This window comes from Legionella sp. D16C41, from assembly GCF_048541585.1.
Taxonomy (GTDB): domain Bacteria; phylum Pseudomonadota; class Gammaproteobacteria; order Legionellales; family Legionellaceae; genus Legionella_C.
Map to the genome: position 1 here is coordinate 1,890,309 of NZ_CP183303.1, position 17,478 is coordinate 1,907,786.

Sequence of the window (17,478 nt, forward strand, 5' to 3'; positions counted from 1 at the left end):
TCGGTATCCTAGGTTTACCTTTTTAATTACTCATCAAACTCTCTTCTCATGGAAGCACCTCTCCAATTCTTATAATCTAAACTGTATATAATGATGAAACAAGTGTAAAAAAATAAGTCTCACCAGAGGTAATGTCTCGACGATAATGAACCCTTATCAGTTATGAGGTTAGTGTTTCCTGATAAGGTTTTATAGCAATTCTTGACTTTGAAAAACCATTGAAAACCTGGGATACGAGCTACGCCCTCTTCCCAGGCTACTTGCTGAAAACCAAAACTCGAGGCTAAGATTTTAAATTATTCCCAAGGATTAACTAAATCTACAAAAGCATTTACAAAATCTTTTGTGTTTCTTGTTACAAGCTTAAGATTATATACTTTTGCTGTTACAGCAAGTAAAGCGTCAATTGCGGGTAAAGGATTAGACTTAAGCTTACCTTGTAGTTTTCCCCATTCATCAGCCACTTCTCGATTAATAGGTAGAATTCTTTCTTCAAAATAATCTGGTAATTCAGTTTCTAAGTAATGAGAAATTTTTTCATATTTTTTAGGATCTGTAATCCCTGTTACTCCCTTTCTTATTTCCCCTAAAGTTATAACACTAATAAAAAGTATTGAGCTATCTTTTTCACTTACCCAACTAAGTACTTTTTCATTTGGCCTAAGTTTTACTAGCTCCGAGATAACATTGGTATCTAATAAATACTTCATAGATCAATATCTCTCATTTCACTTTGATCTCTAGTAATTTCTAAAATAACATCTTTTAATGGAGAACAACGTAAAAAATCAACCAGATTAGGTTTAGGTTTAATTAATTTATCATATTGTTCAGTTGATAAAACAACTACTGCTCGTTTGCCTCTTAAGGTAATTTCTTGAGGTTTACCTGCCGATGCTTCTTTGACTAAATCACTTAAGTGAGCTTTAGCATGTTGTAATTGCCATGATTGCATGTTAATAACCTTGATAAGACTAGTCTGACTAGTTATAATTTTAATATTATAAGTAAAAAATGTAAAGAATAAAGTGGAAATTAAATTTATTTTTAAGAGTAATAATTTTACTGTATTACGCAGATGACAGATAAATAGGCTTCCTAATAGGTATTTCAATAAAATCCAAGTAAATTATTTTTTCTGGCTCCGGTAGGCTAAGAATTATAATTTATTGATTTACAACTAATGATTTATTAATAAAATTTCTTTAGAGGAACTACACGCATCTTTTTAACAGGGTATATATAGGGAGCAAGTAGTTGAAAAGCCAAGTACAACAGATTGTATAAAATCTTAAATATAGCTATTACTTTGAATTAAAAATACCATACAGCCTCACCGCTGGACGTTTTAATCTAATTTGACTAAAAAAATATACAAATTGATATATAATTGTTATAAGATTAATTAAATAGTATTGGTATAAAATAGAAAGATGTACTATAAAACAGAGCCAACAAGGCGAGAAATTATTTTTGACATCTATGATGTAATGACTGCTCAGGAAGTTCGCAAGGCGCTTTCCGATAATTTTAATAAACTAGAACAACCTGAAAAGAATAAAATAATATCTCTAGGTGAGCCTATATGGTTATTACGCAAAAGTAGGGACACAGGCGTTTTAACTATTGAATACATGCAGTATGATTGGAATCAGCGAGATTTTACAGGCCCCACCGCTGTTCGTTCTTTGCAGTTAACCAAAAAGGGCTGGCAGACTTATGATCCATCTTATAAGGGAGCTGACTTACTTGAAATAAATCAACGTAATATTAACGCTATCCGTCTTAGTGAATTAGAAGAGATTTTTAAAAACGACCCTAAATACAAACGAGAAAACATGGTTTATCCAGAAATGAGCTGGGCTATTCAAAAGGCAAAAGCTAATGAGCAAAATGCTAAAAATACTCATCATGGCATGTGGGTTAGGCCTTGCCCTGATGAAGATAAAGGTATACTAAGAAGGCTTAACTCAACTAATTCTCAATCGGTAACACAACCTAATATACATGAGCCACTACCGGTCATGATATCCCAATTCCCAGTACACGGGGCCGTACATGCTACACAAAGTTATAAACAAAAAGTACAGGACATGAAAGAACCAGAGCTCAGGACTTCAGAACAGTGTGCAAAATATTTGAATGATATTTATAATAAGATGAAAAAAGATGATATTTTTGAATTTTTACACAGTTACAGACTTCCGAATAATGCAAATTTAGAAGAAATTTTAAAACATGCTCTAGCAGATAATAGTAATAGGACTAGCAAGCTTTGCGTTAAGTTAGGATGGTTGACCGAAAATGGTCAGTTAGGTATTAATCCACCCGATGCCGTTAGAGAAACATTTAATAAATTAGAAAACCTAGACCAACAATCTAGACATGCACCAGGAAACTCATAATATTAATATTCACAATAAGTTGCATTGCATCTTATAAGGTTAGGCTAAAAAATGGACTAACCTAGGGTTTTTAAAATTCTTTAAGTACAATATATAAATAATACATAGAATTGAGAGCACTTATGGTAGATATTATTAATCTTAATAAAAAAAGAAAGGTTAAAGTTCGTTTAGAAAAAGAAAAGAAGGCTGTTGAAAATCGTATCAAATTTGGTAGGACAAAAAACGAAAAAAAGGCCGAGAAACGAGATAATGACCGTAATGAACGACATCTAGATAGCCATAAGTTGGAAAAAAAAGAGTAGCAATAAGAGCGCCAATCCTTTTGAATTTCATATTCAATAAGGCCTTGATAAAACATTGTGCTTTATCAAGGCCTTCAATCGATTAGATTAATATTTCATATTCTTTTAGTAGAAAAATTACATTGTATGATTAGAATCTCTTTTAGAGTATTCTTCTAGCTCATTTTCAAGCTTATTTATTAAATCATTTTTTCCATCAATTAGTTGCTGTAATGAGTTAAAAAAAAGATGGCGCTCAGCCCCATCATTATTATCATAATCCTGTCTTTGATTTTGATAGTAGTCAAGTTTCTTTTTTGCTTCAGATAATTCTTCTTCAATTTGCTCTATGGATCTCATATTAATTTTATCCCCAGTTAACGTTTTAAAACGACTCATTGAAATCAATAATTAAATTTCAAGCTAAATGCAATTACTGTAGTTAAGCTATTTTTTTAAGTAACTGATATTGTTAGGCTTTTTACTTTGCCTATACTTAATAATTTTGCATTTAATTTTTTATAAGCACTTAATTTGATTAATTATTGTTAAAATAGTAAGTGCGACTGCTATAACAAATATATTTTATGAAATTTTCTTTTACTAAACAAACCTTTTAGAATAAAAGCTATAAGTTTTATGTTATTTCTACTTGGTTATATTTCGATTTTACCTTCAAAAAATTTTACCTTCTTAGCACCTATTTATGCAGTGCAATTATTTAAATATTTGGATTTTATCTTTTAAAAAGAACAGCTTCACTATTTTAAATGTTGATAATAAATGACCTCGACTAATACTTGTTGTATAGTCTTTACTTGCGTTTATTTTAGTGCTTTTATTATGAGAGAGAAAGGTGAATCCTTATTTTGCAGAATCAATTGAGCCAATTAATATTGGTGTTACAAAATATCAAAATGGGTTATTACTTTATGATGTAAAAAATAATAAAAATACCGATTTATTAATTAACTTTGCTGAGCTTTTTGCGCTTCCCTTCAGTGTGTATTTACTGGATATATATGGCGCTACAATAAAAATTAACGAAATAGGAGCAGCGATTTGCGGCTTTAATTCTTCTGAGCATGCCATAGGAAAAACTATTTTTGATGTCTCGATGGGAAGTGCAAAGCAGCTATTAGATAATTGTGAGTCAACTTTAAAACAAGAATCTATTAAAATTTTTGATGAATTTAATACACGCTTAGACGGTAAATTCTTACAATTCTTATCTTTTAAATTTCCTTGTTACAACTCTACTTACCAGTTACATGGCACTTTAGGAATATCGATAGTTTTAGGCGAACACTCACTTGCCAACGCTATAACGCAATTAACAGCTATTGGCTTGTTGCCTAAAAATAATTCTGAAGACACGCAAAACCTAAAATTAAATTTAGGCAATGTATTATTAACACCAAGAGAACAAGAATGCCTTGAATATACAGTAAAAGGTTTTACAGCTAAACAAATAGCTAAGAAACTTTCTATTTCGCCGAGAACTATTGAAGACTACATCAATCAAGTTAAATTAAAATTAAATACTTGCTCTAAACGAGAAATGATTCAGAAAGTTTTAGAGATAAGCTAACTGACCCCGTATTTAAGACGGAGTGTTTACTATGTTAAATTTAATTACCATGAACTTCTTTTAAAATAATTAAGAGGTAAATATGCATCCTGTTATTAACATTGATAATCAGTCCGTCAATAAGGAAGAAAGCTTGCTTGATAAGAACGAGACACAACCATTTGCTATAAGCCGACTTTTAACTCTTAATCATAATAAAGCGAAAAATAAATTTGCTAAAAAAGGAATTTTTTTTAAAACAAATGAAGAATTAATTTCTAGCAAATTCACTAACTTTTATAATCAGGGCTGCCCCGTACAAGCTTGGCAAATTGACCCTAAAAAAATAGCGCGTAATAGTTTTAAGATTTTTTCAACAGGTGACCCATTTGCAATTATATCACCTGATGTTGAAATTACTGGCGAAAATATTAATATTCATGTTGGTGTTGAACATGCCATTTATTCACCCCTGACGCTACTTTATGAAGCATTGCAACTTTGCCGTTGTGCGTATGAACAGGGGGCAGAAAGAATTACTATTGCGTTACCAGAACAATTTCACCCACTCTTATACCCTAATGATTTTAATATTTTGCTTATGAAGTTATTCAAGGCAAGTGGTGCTAATAAAATTTATTTTTATGATAAAAACTATCAAGGGATTTTAGATGAGACAAATATAAATACTACTATACCGCTTACCGTATCTGATGAGCCTGTATCCAATTCTCAATGTTATCAACTTGATAAAAATGACTTGTTAGATTATTTACAACTACCACTCAAGGAAACCAATAAAGCCAATATCGATTCTCAAGTTATGCACTTTATGCGCAGAAGTGATTTAAATCAGATTTGGACTAAACTTAATTTAGACCATAGTAATTTTCTTGACGATCTCTATAATAATACCGCTTCTTCTATTAACCTTCCTGAACAAGAACAAACTCATATACTATTATGCTGTTTAGCCAATAGGCCACTAGCAGAAAAAATAGCAGCTGAACTTCGTTTAAAGGGAGAAAAAGTTAAACTCTATTACACTGAAGGAAAAGGTGATAAAGCGACGATTCCTAGCGACGCTAAGATTGCTGGTGCTGAAGTCACTATTGTGCAATCAACCCGTCCTAATCCTGAAAATCTTACCGAAACGGCAGAATATCAAAAAAATGGTGCTTCATCTTACTTTTTTGAAACTACGATGATTGCAAGGCAAGCTCATCTGCGTGGAGCGGCAAAGATTAATTTAATTAATCCTTATCAATTTAATGCACGTTCTGATAAAGCCGAAAATAATCCCAAAGGAAAAACAGGAGCCTATGTACAACAGAATGGCTTATTATTAGAAGCAGCTGGTATAAATCAAGTTATTACAGCAGAATGTCATGATAATCATACTATGTCAGGAACTTATACAGGGAAAAAAATAAAAGGTTCCGCGGTGCCAGCCCTTATTACAATATCAACTAAATTAGCAACCGATTGGCTCAACGAGTCTAAGCATGCCACACAAGAGCAGTTGCGTTTAGTAACACCTGATGCTGGTGCTACTAAACGAACAAAAGAGCTTGTGCTACATTTACAAACTATTTTAGGTAAAAAGTTTTCTGAATCACGTATTTTAGGAGAAAAACAACGCGATTCACATCAAGATGATAGTGCTCTCATTAATAATCTAAATTCAGGTGATGTTGGCATTAACGCTTACGATAAATATTTAATTACCGATGATGAAACAGCAACTGGAAGTACCCTTTGCCAAGCTATTACAAATCTTACAGAAAATGGTGCTAAGAATATTTCAGTGATTGTTGTGCATAATAATATGCCCTTAGACTGGTTGTTAAGGCAACTTTGCTTAGCCAGGTTTTTGTACTTAGGAGTAAACGATCTACATTTCAGTGATACACAAGAAATGGGTAATTTAGCGAAAGACTACAATGATTTAATTCAAACTTATGCACAAAAAAGCTCGCTATCCTCATCAGCGGTTGAAAAACAAGTTTGTAGTTGGTTTAAGGAAAATATTAGTAAAGATTTTTCTAACCAAACACCCGATTACTTCAATCAAGAATTTACTCGATTTAAATCAATATTTAATCAGCTAGCAGAGAGAGTAACCGTTCATTCATTAGCTGAAGAATTTGCCAGTAAATTAAGTAAAAAGCCTACTCAACAAAATACCTTAGAAAAAATTGTGAGTTTGCCTATCACGGCTAAAAATTTATACGCTAGCGATAGAGGGATGCTATTGTTTTCTCAATCTCAACCCAAAATTGAGCAACAAGATGTTAAAAATTTAGCTATTAATAACAGATAAAGGATTGCTATCAACAATTCATTACTGTCTATGAGCTTCTTTTGACAAGAAGCTCATAGATAAATTAACCTAAATTTAATTTAAATTTTAACTACAAAAAGTAAGTAACACTTAATGTTATTAAAATATTAAAACGTTGGTTTATTAATATCAGTTGAAGAATCTTTTTCTTGCATTACTTTTATATCTGAATCAATTTCACTTAATTGTGCTAAATCTTTTTTGAGCGCGAAGAATCTAAACTTATCTTTATAATTAGGCTGGGATCAGTATCTTAAAAGAAATTCTATATTTAAGCATTGCTTTATGTATATTAGCTACTAAAAACCACCTATTCTAAATTACTAGTAACATAACGTTAATTATGCGTCCCTACTTTCAGCTACATCAGCTAACGTGTTAATTGATGAATTAATAATGCTGCGCGTTGCGTATTGGTAGTTAAACCAGAAATTGAAATCTGTTCTTCTTCGGTATGTGCACCTGAGCCAATTGCCCCTAAACCTGCTAAATTATAAGGAACTTTATTTGCCACATACGAGATATCTGAGGCACCCCGCTTGATTGGGTCATAGGCACTGACTTCTCCCTTGCCTATTTTTTGACTTAAGAAACTATATTGCCTTAATAATGACTGATTATTTTGAGTAGCTGGCATCGCAGGAGTTGGCTCTTTAAACGTTACATGCGCTTTGGTAGGTGGTAAAGTTTCTTGGGCAGTCTTTTGCATAAAAGCCTTGGCTTGTAAACATTGAGCTTCGCTTATAAAACGAATTTCCCCTTCAGCAACTGCGCGCTTAGGAATGATATTTAAAGTTGATAAAACTTGCGCGGAATGATTTGCAAAGTTATTTTCAAGCTTAGTTCCAGACGCAATTAGAGCAGTATTAGCAGTCAAACCCTTATGTTTTTTACAAAACTCTAATAGTTTACTTAAGTTGCGCGTTAATTCAAAAACTGCACCATCGCCAGTATTTTTATCAAAAATTAATGAAGAATGTTTTTCAACGCCTACGGTTTCTAAAGCCCATTTAATCATGCCGCGACGTCCGATAATTACTTTATTATCAGGCGAGGCCATTTCAAATTCTAACGCTACATCAATATCTTCAGCAGCATCTATCAAGGCTTTTCTTGAAATACTATGTGGAAGAGCTGAATTTTCTTCATCGCCGGTTAAAACAACAGTAATATAAGCATGCTCTAGCAATTTTTTATCATAAAGAGACTTAAGCGCATAAAGAATTACCAAATCACCGCCCTTGATATCTGCCACGCCTGGGCCATAAGCTGTATCATTTTCACGTTTGAATTTTTGGAAAGCATGATTGGGGGGAAAAACGGTATCTAGATGCCCAATTAAAAGTATTTTTTTCCCGTGGTAATTGGTCGGATGATGCTCAAGGATCAAAGTCCCTGCATGCTTCATCGAGTCAGGTAAATGGACCCAATGTGCTTTAAAATTAATTTCGGTAAAAGCTTTCGCTAGAATTTGACCTACTTCTTCAACCCCTTTTTTATTTTCAGTTCCACTATTTATATTCACTAATTTTTCAAGTAATTCTACTTGCTCTGCCTGCCTATTCTGGATGTTATTTAGCAGAAAATGCTCTTGCTCAGATAAATTTTGCGCCTGCGTATTTGTTGACATGCCGGCAAAGAGCATCAAACCTACATTAAAAGCTCTAGCTGGAACATTAAATAAGCCTTGCGTTGCTGAATATAAAAACTCTTTAATCGATTTCAAAATTAGGTGGATACAAAAAGAACAACATAAAAAAAGTATAACATGACTAATCATCATCGCTCTACGCAAATTAATAAATACTTTGATAAATCCATCTTACCTAGCTAAGTTTCAACGAAACTTTCAGCTGCAAAATAATTAAAAATTAAATTCTTGCTATGTTGTACTGTATTGGAATTACCTGCGATATGTCTATTGGCATTATTTTATCTTAGTAATTAAACCACTTGTTATTTATTTTGAGTAAACAAGAAGTTATGATTAAGCGGTTTTAATTTTCAGGATGATATTCATGCGCATACTTATTTTCTTAGCTGTATCATTTTTTTACTTACCACTTGCAGCCAAACCGCATTGGAATCAGCAATTAATTCCTAAACAATCAGCATTTTCACATGAAAATTATCTATCGCAAGATGCCATTAAAACTGTTAAGCAAGAAGCTAAAATTTCAGTATTACGCGTGCAAATCGATTGGAATGCAAATAATGAATCTTATCACTTAAGCCATGCAATCATAGAAAAATCCGGTACCCTATCCCTATTAGCTAAAAGTAAACATAGACCTAAATGGGGAAGCTATTTAGGAATATTAAAAGATAAAAATGGCAAGCATTTATACTTTGACTCCATTGGTACAGGCAAAGAATATCGTAAACTCGTGCGAGCTATTAACTTACGATTTCCTGTTCCTAAAGATAATGTAACGTTTGAATTGATTGCAGAAAATCCTCAAACTGGCATTATGGAAACTGTGTTAGAAAAGGAAATTATTGTTAATGAATTACCAACTGATAATACACAATATCCTGAACTTGAAGTAAAGCAATTATTACTGTCAAAAAAACCTCATTCTCTTAGAGTTAATATTTATGCTGAAGGCTATCAGCTACAAGACAAAAATCGTTTCTGGCAAGACGCTATTAAAACAGTTAACGATTTACATAGTAATCATTTTCCAGGGGTTGAGTATTTTAGTTTTTATGCGGTCTTTCACCCTTCCAATAAAACCTTAGGTAAACCCATAGATTTAGGCCACCCTATTCCTGAGTTCGATTCATTTCTAGGCTTGTATTATCCTTATTGGGATGGTTTTGAGCGTTGGTATCATGCGGTATACCCAACAGGAGAGAATAAATTTCGTAAAGCATTAGCCTCCGCACCCTATGATTATGCCTTAATTTTAATCAAACAAGACGGCTATTGGGGTGTTGGAAATTACATGTCGCATACAGCCATACCCGCTAGCAATAAAAACTATTTTACTTATTTATTGCTTCATGAGTTTGGTCATTTCTTTGGATTAAATGAAGAATATGAAGGTGGCGGCCGAACAGAATTGGAGTTTGCTCCAGATATCGACGAACCTTGGTCACAAAACATGACATTTCTACCTAATCCCTCTTATGAAGGTTTAAAATGGCATACTTTAGTCTCTCCCCAAACGCCTATACCTACACCAGAAAGTGAGTGGCAATCTAATCCACCTATCTATGGCGCTTATCAAGGAGGCTATGGTGACTCTATTAGCACGAAAGGTGCTAATCACAAACCTGGGCTACAATGCACTATGGAGGCAAGCCCTACATTCTGTGAAATATGTCAACATGGGATAATGGATGTCATTTTATATGGTATAGGAAAGTAAAAATATTATAGCGGCATTTATAACATAGTTAAGTAATATTAGCCTGGATATAACAAAGTCAAACTAGTCGCAATCTTATAAAGCTATCCAGGCTAGAACTATTTCAACATTGATTAGCTCTATGAATTTCAGCTAGATTAGCTAAAATTCAGATTGAGCGGAAACAGCTTTTGCACAAGTATTTCGTAAGTTGATAGACATTTGCTGTAAAAGAGCATTTAGCTTACTATCTAATTTATACTCAGCTGCAAGCTTAACCGGATCGGTAAAACTTAGCCATACTTGCCCCATTTTATCTTGATTTGCCATAATACGTAATGGCAAATCAAGTGCTAAAGCGGCATTTTCTTGCATTAGCGAAGTACCCTTAGCTGGATTACCGATAAGCAAAACTTCTATAGGAAGCAGGGTTTCATTGACCTGTTTTGCTTCATAACTATGATCAATATGAGCAAAAACTTTACCTCCCTGCTTTTTAATCAAATTTTCTACCCGTTTTATTGTTTCATTCACCGAATAAGGGCTTTGAATTGTTTCAGCCCACGGTCCGCCACTAGGAGCGGCAAGTTTTGCATCAAAGGCACCTGCAATCTTACGAGCTAGGATATCTAAATCAACTAGATTACCCTTATTAGCTAATAAGGTTACACAAACTAACTCATCTGCTGCTGTAAAACGACTTAAGAATGCGGAATATCCCGCTATATTCCCCTTAATTTCCATTAAACCTTGATGTCCAGGAAAAAGCCACCCTGCATTTGATGGACTTGATATTTTTTTTGTTAAAATGACAGATTGATATAAAAAGTCACGATTTTCTTTATTAACTAGAATGTCCCCTGCCAGGCCAATATCCCAGAGACTAACATCCTCTGCAGAAGCATAAATACCTGCATTAGCAGTTACCGCAGACCATGAGGCAGGAGTAACTGCATTTAATTGATTATCCTTTTCGATATAACCAGTTGCAGGTTCAGTAGGATTTATAAAAGCGATTTTTTTTAGAAACATACTATGTTTAAAGGGAATCGTTTTATTAGTTATTTCATTGGTAATGTTATTTAAATTTTTAATAAAATAGGTATGTTTTAGGCCTAAACGTTCAATCTGATTTTTAGTAATAAAATCCTCAAATGTTGTGCCGCTCGCTTTTTCAATAATTAAGCCTAATAGATAAAAATTAGTAGAACTAAGGCGCGTTTGGGTACCCGATTTAAAATCTAGATTTCTATCTTTAATAAGCACAAAGATATCTTGTGATTGATAGTCTTTTGTAAAATCAAAATTAGCTGTAGTTGTATAATCTGGTAAACCAGAACTATGAGTTATAAGTTGGCGAACGGTAATATCACGCCACTTTTTTGGAATATCTGCTAGATAATTAGTAATTGTATCGTCAAGTTTAAGTTTATCCTGTTCTTTTAATTGCATAATGGCAACAGCAGTATAGGCATTGGTAATTTGACCTATATTAAATACCGTATTGGTAGCTACTAAACGGCCACTATCAAGATCAGCTTGGCCATAACCAACCACTCTCGTAATATAAGGTGCTTGCACAATTGCAAGAGATAATCCAGGAATATTATTTTGTGCCATGTAATCGATTATTAATTGATCAACCGTTTTACCCTGGTAAATAGTATGAAAGTCCCCGCGGCTTGAACTTTGGTAAGTTGGATTAGTCATTAAATTTTCCATAAATGGTAAGATTCATATTTTCTATTGTAGTAGATAACTTAACAGTCTTGGCATAAACAGAAAGTCATCTAATGTATCGATATTGCTTTGTTCACTCAAATAATAATTATAGGCGTTGATTGATAGAAGTACTTAGTAATTAGACACTTAGCTAAATTAATAGTTAAAAAGTTAGCTATTTATAAAACTAAAAGCTAACTATTAAATTTTTAAATAAATTAAGATTCAATGCTAATTAATTATTGATTTAATTAAGATCAAATTGTTAATATTATGTTAACATTTCCTTGATAAAATAAAGTAAATGCAGTGTTTGAGTTATTTATTATGTATTCTCATACAGAATCGCAATCTAATGTTAGCGATACAAGTCCCACACGTAGTAAAAACGCTAATTTTAATGCATCTGTTTTATTCTCAAAACTTGATCCTTTTGCATACATCATTTTAAAGAGTGATGGCAGAGTATTTGCAGCTAATAATTTAGAAAATCCTAATATTTCTATTCCTTTTCTACCTAACGCAACTGATACAAAAAAAAGATTTGCCTATTTAGTTTTTAAGGGATCGCAGGGTGACACTGATAGCGGCCCCACTGAACCCATGCAAATTATAATTATGCGTAGGATGTTTAAAATGAGTGTAGGAAGTGAACATAGCTACATACGTAAAGCTGCTATTGAAATGTATGATATCGAATCAATACTTCATGAATGCTATAACATTACTTTGGACGAAAATAATTCTATTTATTATTTTAGTGGTGAAGGTTTTTTCGATATAAATATTGTTAACGGTTGCGTATCTGTCTTAGAAGGTAAACAGCTAGAAGGGGTGAAGTTTGATACTCGTGGTACCGCCTGTGATAAATTTAGAAAGCAAGATGTAAATGGAATGGTTCCAGAATTAGTTTCCTTTATTCCTGAATCTTGCATGGATTTTCATGAGGGACATGATGATATTATAAAAGTCAATATAAGCACTCCAGAAAGAAGAAAAACAATAGCTTCTGCAGAGTCAACAAATAATACTGGGCAACAATTACAAGCCGATGATCTTGATAACTCTTTATTAAGCTATTCAGATTTCCAATCTATTACGTCTAACAAAGGCACTTCTACTGAGGAATCTATAGAAAACAACTTAGTAAATTTCTCTTCTGTAGATGAAGGTGGAGATAGTGATGTAGAAACTCTTAAACCACCAGCTGCTAATTATACATTTATAGGAAATAGCTTGGAGAATGTATCTTCTAACTTTACAACAAACTCTGCAAATGAAAGTGGGGATGAAAATTTTGTAGCTCTTTACTCACAAGCTATCCCATCTAATAGAGTAGTTTCTACTAAACATTCGCTAGAAAATGGCTCTGAATTAGAGCTACATTCTGAATCCAGCACAAACTCTTATGAAGATGGAAACGAAGATTTCAAAACTACCGATAAGAGCCATTTTAAAAAGCGAAAATCTAATAAAGAAGAAGATATTATACCTCATAGAGCAAATGTTAAGGGTTCTAAAGAAATTAAAAATACTAATTCAATATCAAACCATAGTATATTTCACCAAAAAGACATCACTAATAGCGATGCACCCAACCTATTACCTATACCTGACAGTGGTTTTTAAATTGTACTCGCATTAACTGCCTATACTCTTTAAAAGTACTAGTATGTTATTGAAATCATCCATTTTTTTGCGATAATGACAACTTCTTATCCAAATCCTGAAAATTACGAAATCAGCAGAAGCCAATATATGTAGAGAACTTGATAAGCTTGGTATAACTATGTTTGGCCGACGAATTCATAACCCTGAAAGAGAACTCAATGATTTAACCGACACGCTGGACCCTGCGAACAAGTCGCGGGAAATAGGAGGAGGCGAAGAGAATATTTTTGCATAGTGCAAGGTAAATTTTAATATATTTTCCTGATAATTAATCTCTATTCAATATCAATATTTTTCTTAATTTATAAAAATTTTATAATTAAATTAAATCTTATGTACTGCAGCAATTAATGGAATTATTTATTAAATTAGTATCTATTGGTAAACTTGTCTTCCAGGCTGGTTTAAATAAAACATCAATTGCTTTTATTGTTAAGCCTTCATGATCTATGACAATATTTGTTTCATAGCAACGACGTAAACTAAGCTTATCAAGATTAGCTGAACCAAAAATAAATACTCGGTGGTCTATAGACATAAACTTCATATGGATAATGTCCGTATTTATTGTATCTTGCGAATACCATTTAATCTGAAGTAGATTACGCTTATCTGGTGCCACACCTGCTATAAGCTTAGCAACTATATCTTCATTGGTACCACCATACCACTTTTCTCTTTTATCATTAAATCCTCTACCTAAAATTAATTGAAGTACACCATTTCGTTTATTAATAAAATCAAGCAACATAACCATAATACGTGGCTCGTTTAAGTTTGGTGTAGCAATATGAACAATATTTTTGGCATTTTCTAATGCTGTAATAAAAGCATCATTAATAGGTTCGGAAGTCTTGGTATGAAATAATCTAGATACGTAATTCTTTCTAGGTTGGCTTGTTAAATAAAGCACCATTGCTTTATTTTTTTCTTCAATAGTTATATCGTTTGTTTCATTATTTTCTGCCAAATTAATGGGCAATATATTTTCTTCGCTAGCATTACTTCTTAATCGCCAATTATTACTAAAATCCAAATAAGCAGATTGCGTTACATTTCCTTTTAATAATATTGCTGCGTCATAATTACCTTTAGGACCATAATTGGCAAGCTGAAAATTAGCACCAGTAATAATTACAGCGTGGCCATCTATTAAAACTGTTTTAGAGTGAAGGGAATTTAATCCATTATGATGATGCACCCCAACATGAATACGTATATTGTCTGGTAAACCATCTAAGCCAAGATCTTTTGGTCCATGTGGCCAATTTACGGGCTTTTTGCGACGAAATAATAGTTGAGCAAAAGAACCAAGCTCATCTAGTAAAATAAATACGTGAAAGAGATCCCTGTCACCTCGGTTTAATTTCTCTTGGCCAATATACTTTAAAGTATCTCGCAAATCTTGCACAAATCTAATACGTTTATCCCAAGCAAATGTTTGTATTAATATTTGTTTTTTTGCTTTTTTAACTTCATTAATTATTAGATCAAAAATTTGCTCTCTAAGTGCGAATTTGACTTCATCTATATCTATTACACTGAGTAATTTATTTTCTGGAATCAGACGCTTGTCAACCACAGGCCTCACATTAGCAATAATATTTTTCATAACTTTTCAGCTAACTATTTTACAGTCTTATCGTTTCTCTAAATTGACCTGAGCCTTTTGCCAAGAAATTCTTAGCACAAGGCGTTTCTATAGAATAAATGTTTTCATTATCACCTGCTTTAATCTGATTAGAACTAATAAATATCTTTTCTTGCGGATAAGATTTCTCCTGTAATATATCTACAATAGCTTTAATAAACATATCTGGGCCACAAATAAGAATTTTAGTATTTTGATCAATTTCGCTTTCTAGTAAGTAATCGTTAATTCTACCGTGATGCCATCCTGTAGGCACACTCTCTGCTTGCGTTAAAGTCAGATAATTTTTTTTGTTCTCTACCCAAAGATTTATTTCATCAAAATTAGGTATATTTTCTATATCTTTTGCACTGTAAATGATATTGATAGGCTTGTCTTTGTCTGCACTATGTTTGATGCTATGTATTAATGAAATACCACTACCAGCACCAATGACAAGAATAGGTTCTTGGCTATTGTCTATAGTAAATCCCTTACCAAAGGGGCCATCTAACAATATTGACTTTCCTTCATGAAATTTAAAAATCTCTAAAGCTTTTTTTACACTCAATGTATGAGCAGCTTTGGAGAATGTAAATTTAATATAGTCATCATCGCTGCCAGAAAAAATAGCTAAAACTAAAGGCTTTATTATCTTTTTAGGTAAATGCCTACTAGGATAGATAGCAAAATATTGACCGGGATTAACTTGAAGGAAATCAGGTTTTTTAAAAGTGAGCGTCATAACGCCATTATAATTCTCAACTTTTATTAATTTTAAATAATTTCCCTGCTTTTTTACAAATGGAAACATTTTAGAAAACATTATATTCCTCTTTGTTTTTTAAATATGCTAATTAATTATCCTTAAATAAATAGGCTATTTACAATCTTAACTCTAGAGGATAATTTTCTTTAATACTGAAAATTTTTACTATTTATCGCCATAAAATAGAATAAGCTTAGCAGGAGATTTTGCGAAATTGATAAAATAAATGAAATTTAAATAGCTCTGCATATTTAAAGCCTATAATAGCTAAAATCTGCCATCTTTTCTGCTACACTACGAGCAAATTAAAAATCAGATAAAATCTTATAATGTTAGATTTAATACCTTCTTAGCCCTCTAAAAAAATTATACCTATAGCTTTAAATTCACTAAACGCAGCAATAAGTGATGTAGCTGGGCTTAGTGTTTATATACGTATAATGCGTATAGAACTTTTGTAAGTAAACATTCGCCATAACCATTCAACTGGGCCGTACTCATAGTATTTTAGCCAAAGGTTAGATAGAAATATTTGGAATAATACGAAAATTATACTTAATAAAATACAGGCAGTCATACTCATTACCCCATATAAAGCTAAGCCAAAACTATAGAAAATAACGAGGGAAAATACAGTTTGTAGTAAATAATTAGTCAAAGCTAATCGCCCATATGCAGCAATAAAACGACTAAAGGCTGGATAATAATGAGTAATCTTAGCTATGAATTCTATGTATACTAGGGCCATTAATATACTACCGCTTAGCGATAATAAATTATTTAAAATAGCTAACCCATTTAAATTAATCTGCTTTAATATAAAAAGTTTTAACCAGGCATGCGTGAAGCTTAAAAATAAGCCCAGTAGTGCGGCTAAGATAAGTTGCCGTTTACTGTTAAATAGAAATGAATTTTTTGATTGCTGGCTTAACCTGGTTTTTGCAATATATAAACCTAGCGCAAAAAAAGCCATAATATTTACTAATTTACCGGAATAAAAGTGAAATATAATTTTCCAGTAGAGCATATGTAAATTTAAATTGAAAATGCTTCTATAATTTCCCTGGCTTAAGGTGGTAAAAAAATTTTCTGGCGTAATACCCGGCATCGACTCATGAGCTTCTGGGTGCGCAGTTACAACGGGAAGTAATGAAAAGTAATCTAACAAGCAAAAGAAAAGAGGAATAATAACAGCAGAAATAAAAAGTAAAAGCCATATAATTTGCTTAAGCCTTCGCATTGATAGCTTATTAAACCAAAAAAAGCTTAGTCCAATTAAAGCATAAGTAAAAAGTATATCACCATACCAGATAAGAGCATGGCTTATTCCTATCAAAAATAATCCACCTAGACGTCTTAAAAAGAGCTGCTCTCTGACTTTAAAATTATTTGCTTTATTATAAAAAAGATAAAATCCTATCCCAAATAAAAAACAAAATATTGTATAGCAAATATTATCAATAAAAGTGACTACAAAAAAGTATATGATAGAGTCAAATTGAGATAATAGTCCCGCCTCATGCAATTTGGTAGGTGCGAAATGGGCACCGCTAAAATATAAAATATTGGTTAAATAAATCCCTGCTAACGCAAACCCTCTTATAACATCTAGTGACTGAATTCTTTCACGAGGCATACTACTTGTCTCTACATCTTATTTTACAAAAAACAATTTCATTATTGTGGCAATAAGGTTAAATGCTAGCAAGCCTTGTAATAGAATTTCATGA

Annotated in this window: 14 protein-coding genes; 6 read left to right on the forward strand and 8 right to left on the reverse strand. The window is 32.5% G+C overall.

Going from position 1 to position 17,478, the window contains the following annotated elements; translation table 11 throughout:
* Nucleotides 1-296 precede the first annotated feature (296 nt).
* Nucleotides 297-710: a type II toxin-antitoxin system VapC family toxin gene (locus ACNVED_RS08245; protein ID WP_419418546.1), complete on the reverse strand. Its 414-nt coding sequence runs from the start codon at nucleotides 708-710 to the stop codon at nucleotides 297-299.
* Entirely contained in the window at nucleotides 707-955 is a 249-nt protein-coding gene (locus ACNVED_RS08250) for a type II toxin-antitoxin system Phd/YefM family antitoxin (protein WP_419418547.1), read from the reverse strand. Before ACNVED_RS08250 ends, ACNVED_RS08245 begins: the two co-directional genes overlap by 4 nt.
* Before the next feature lie 478 nt (nucleotides 956-1,433).
* Between ACNVED_RS08250 and ACNVED_RS08255 the strand changes: the two genes are divergently transcribed.
* Together ACNVED_RS08255 and ACNVED_RS08260 are read left to right on the forward strand one after the other, a co-directional pair.
* The gene (locus ACNVED_RS08255; protein WP_419418548.1) at nucleotides 1,434-2,405 is read left to right on the forward strand and encodes a hypothetical protein; all 972 of its coding nucleotides are present in this window, start codon (nucleotides 1,434-1,436) and stop codon (nucleotides 2,403-2,405) included.
* 122 nt (nucleotides 2,406-2,527) lie between these two features.
* Nucleotides 2,528-2,710 carry a DUF4169 family protein gene (locus tag ACNVED_RS08260; RefSeq protein ID WP_419418549.1) on the forward strand — a complete coding sequence of 61 codons (183 nt, stop codon included), beginning with the start codon at nucleotides 2,528-2,530 and terminating at the stop codon, nucleotides 2,708-2,710.
* Nucleotides 2,711-2,827: 117 nt separating this feature from the next.
* Here the strand turns inward: ACNVED_RS08260 and ACNVED_RS08265 are convergent, their stop codons facing one another.
* Nucleotides 2,828-3,049: a hypothetical protein gene (locus ACNVED_RS08265; protein ID WP_419418550.1), complete on the reverse strand. Its 222-nt coding sequence runs from the start codon at nucleotides 3,047-3,049 to the stop codon at nucleotides 2,828-2,830.
* Between the two features lie 496 nt (nucleotides 3,050-3,545).
* Between ACNVED_RS08265 and ACNVED_RS08270 the strand changes: the two genes are divergently transcribed.
* Nucleotides 3,546-4,280 (forward strand): helix-turn-helix transcriptional regulator, encoded by a 735-nt coding sequence (locus tag ACNVED_RS08270; RefSeq protein ID WP_419418551.1) that lies wholly within the window; start codon nucleotides 3,546-3,548, stop codon nucleotides 4,278-4,280.
* 82 nt (nucleotides 4,281-4,362) lie between these two features.
* Nucleotides 4,363-6,582, forward strand: coding sequence for a ribose-phosphate pyrophosphokinase-like domain-containing protein (locus tag ACNVED_RS08275; protein WP_419418552.1), 2,220 nt, complete (start codon nucleotides 4,363-4,365; stop codon nucleotides 6,580-6,582).
* A 391-nt stretch (nucleotides 6,583-6,973) separates the two neighbouring features.
* Here the strand turns inward: ACNVED_RS08275 and ACNVED_RS08280 are convergent, their stop codons facing one another.
* Nucleotides 6,974-8,329, reverse strand: a complete 1,356-nt coding sequence (locus ACNVED_RS08280; protein ID WP_419418553.1) for a M20/M25/M40 family metallo-hydrolase — start codon at nucleotides 8,327-8,329, stop codon at nucleotides 6,974-6,976.
* 292 nt (nucleotides 8,330-8,621) lie between these two features.
* Between ACNVED_RS08280 and ACNVED_RS08285 the strand changes: the two genes are divergently transcribed.
* A complete protein-coding gene (locus ACNVED_RS08285; protein ID WP_419418554.1) occupies nucleotides 8,622-9,977 on the forward strand; it encodes a M64 family metallopeptidase in 1,356 nt (451 codons plus the stop codon).
* 141 nt (nucleotides 9,978-10,118) lie between these two features.
* Here ACNVED_RS08285 and ACNVED_RS08290 read toward each other — a convergent pair whose 3' ends face one another.
* Entirely contained in the window at nucleotides 10,119-11,666 is a 1,548-nt protein-coding gene (locus ACNVED_RS08290) for a serine hydrolase (RefSeq protein ID WP_419418555.1), read from the reverse strand.
* A gap of 321 nt (nucleotides 11,667-11,987) precedes the next feature.
* Between ACNVED_RS08290 and ACNVED_RS08295 the strand changes: the two genes are divergently transcribed.
* Nucleotides 11,988-13,307, forward strand: a complete 1,320-nt coding sequence (locus ACNVED_RS08295; RefSeq protein ID WP_419418556.1) for a hypothetical protein — start codon at nucleotides 11,988-11,990, stop codon at nucleotides 13,305-13,307.
* A 373-nt stretch (nucleotides 13,308-13,680) separates the two neighbouring features.
* Here ACNVED_RS08295 and ACNVED_RS08300 read toward each other — a convergent pair whose 3' ends face one another.
* The 3 genes from ACNVED_RS08300 to ACNVED_RS08310 form a co-directional block, all read right to left on the reverse strand.
* A complete protein-coding gene (locus tag ACNVED_RS08300; protein ID WP_419418557.1) occupies nucleotides 13,681-14,961 on the reverse strand; it encodes a phospholipase D-like domain-containing protein in 1,281 nt (426 codons plus the stop codon).
* A 19-nt stretch (nucleotides 14,962-14,980) separates the two neighbouring features.
* Nucleotides 14,981-15,805 carry a hypothetical protein gene (locus ACNVED_RS08305; protein ID WP_419418558.1) on the reverse strand — a complete coding sequence of 275 codons (825 nt, stop codon included), beginning with the start codon at nucleotides 15,803-15,805 and terminating at the stop codon, nucleotides 14,981-14,983.
* A 370-nt stretch (nucleotides 15,806-16,175) separates the two neighbouring features.
* Nucleotides 16,176-17,384, reverse strand: coding sequence for a DUF418 domain-containing protein (locus ACNVED_RS08310; RefSeq protein ID WP_419418559.1), 1,209 nt, complete (start codon nucleotides 17,382-17,384; stop codon nucleotides 16,176-16,178).
* Nucleotides 17,385-17,478 lie beyond the last annotated feature (94 nt).

Coding starts and splice junctions, on each gene's coding strand:
- ACNVED_RS08245 (WP_419418546.1), bottom strand. CDS start 710: ATGAAGTATTTATTAGATACCAATGTTATCTCGGAGCTAGTAAAACTT.
- ACNVED_RS08250 (WP_419418547.1), bottom strand. CDS start 955: ATGCAATCATGGCAATTACAACATGCTAAAGCTCACTTAAGTGATTTA.
- ACNVED_RS08255 (WP_419418548.1), top strand. CDS start 1,434: ATGTACTATAAAACAGAGCCAACAAGGCGAGAAATTATTTTTGACATC.
- ACNVED_RS08260 (WP_419418549.1), top strand. CDS start 2,528: ATGGTAGATATTATTAATCTTAATAAAAAAAGAAAGGTTAAAGTTCGT.
- ACNVED_RS08265 (WP_419418550.1), bottom strand. CDS start 3,049: ATGAGATCCATAGAGCAAATTGAAGAAGAATTATCTGAAGCAAAAAAG.
- ACNVED_RS08275 (WP_419418552.1), top strand. CDS start 4,363: ATGCATCCTGTTATTAACATTGATAATCAGTCCGTCAATAAGGAAGAA.
- ACNVED_RS08285 (WP_419418554.1), top strand. CDS start 8,622: ATGCGCATACTTATTTTCTTAGCTGTATCATTTTTTTACTTACCACTT.
- ACNVED_RS08290 (WP_419418555.1), bottom strand. CDS start 11,666: ATGACTAATCCAACTTACCAAAGTTCAAGCCGCGGGGACTTTCATACT.
- ACNVED_RS08300 (WP_419418557.1), bottom strand. CDS start 14,961: ATGAAAAATATTATTGCTAATGTGAGGCCTGTGGTTGACAAGCGTCTG.
- ACNVED_RS08305 (WP_419418558.1), bottom strand. CDS start 15,805: ATGTTTTCTAAAATGTTTCCATTTGTAAAAAAGCAGGGAAATTATTTA.
- ACNVED_RS08310 (WP_419418559.1), bottom strand. CDS start 17,384: ATGCCTCGTGAAAGAATTCAGTCACTAGATGTTATAAGAGGGTTTGCG.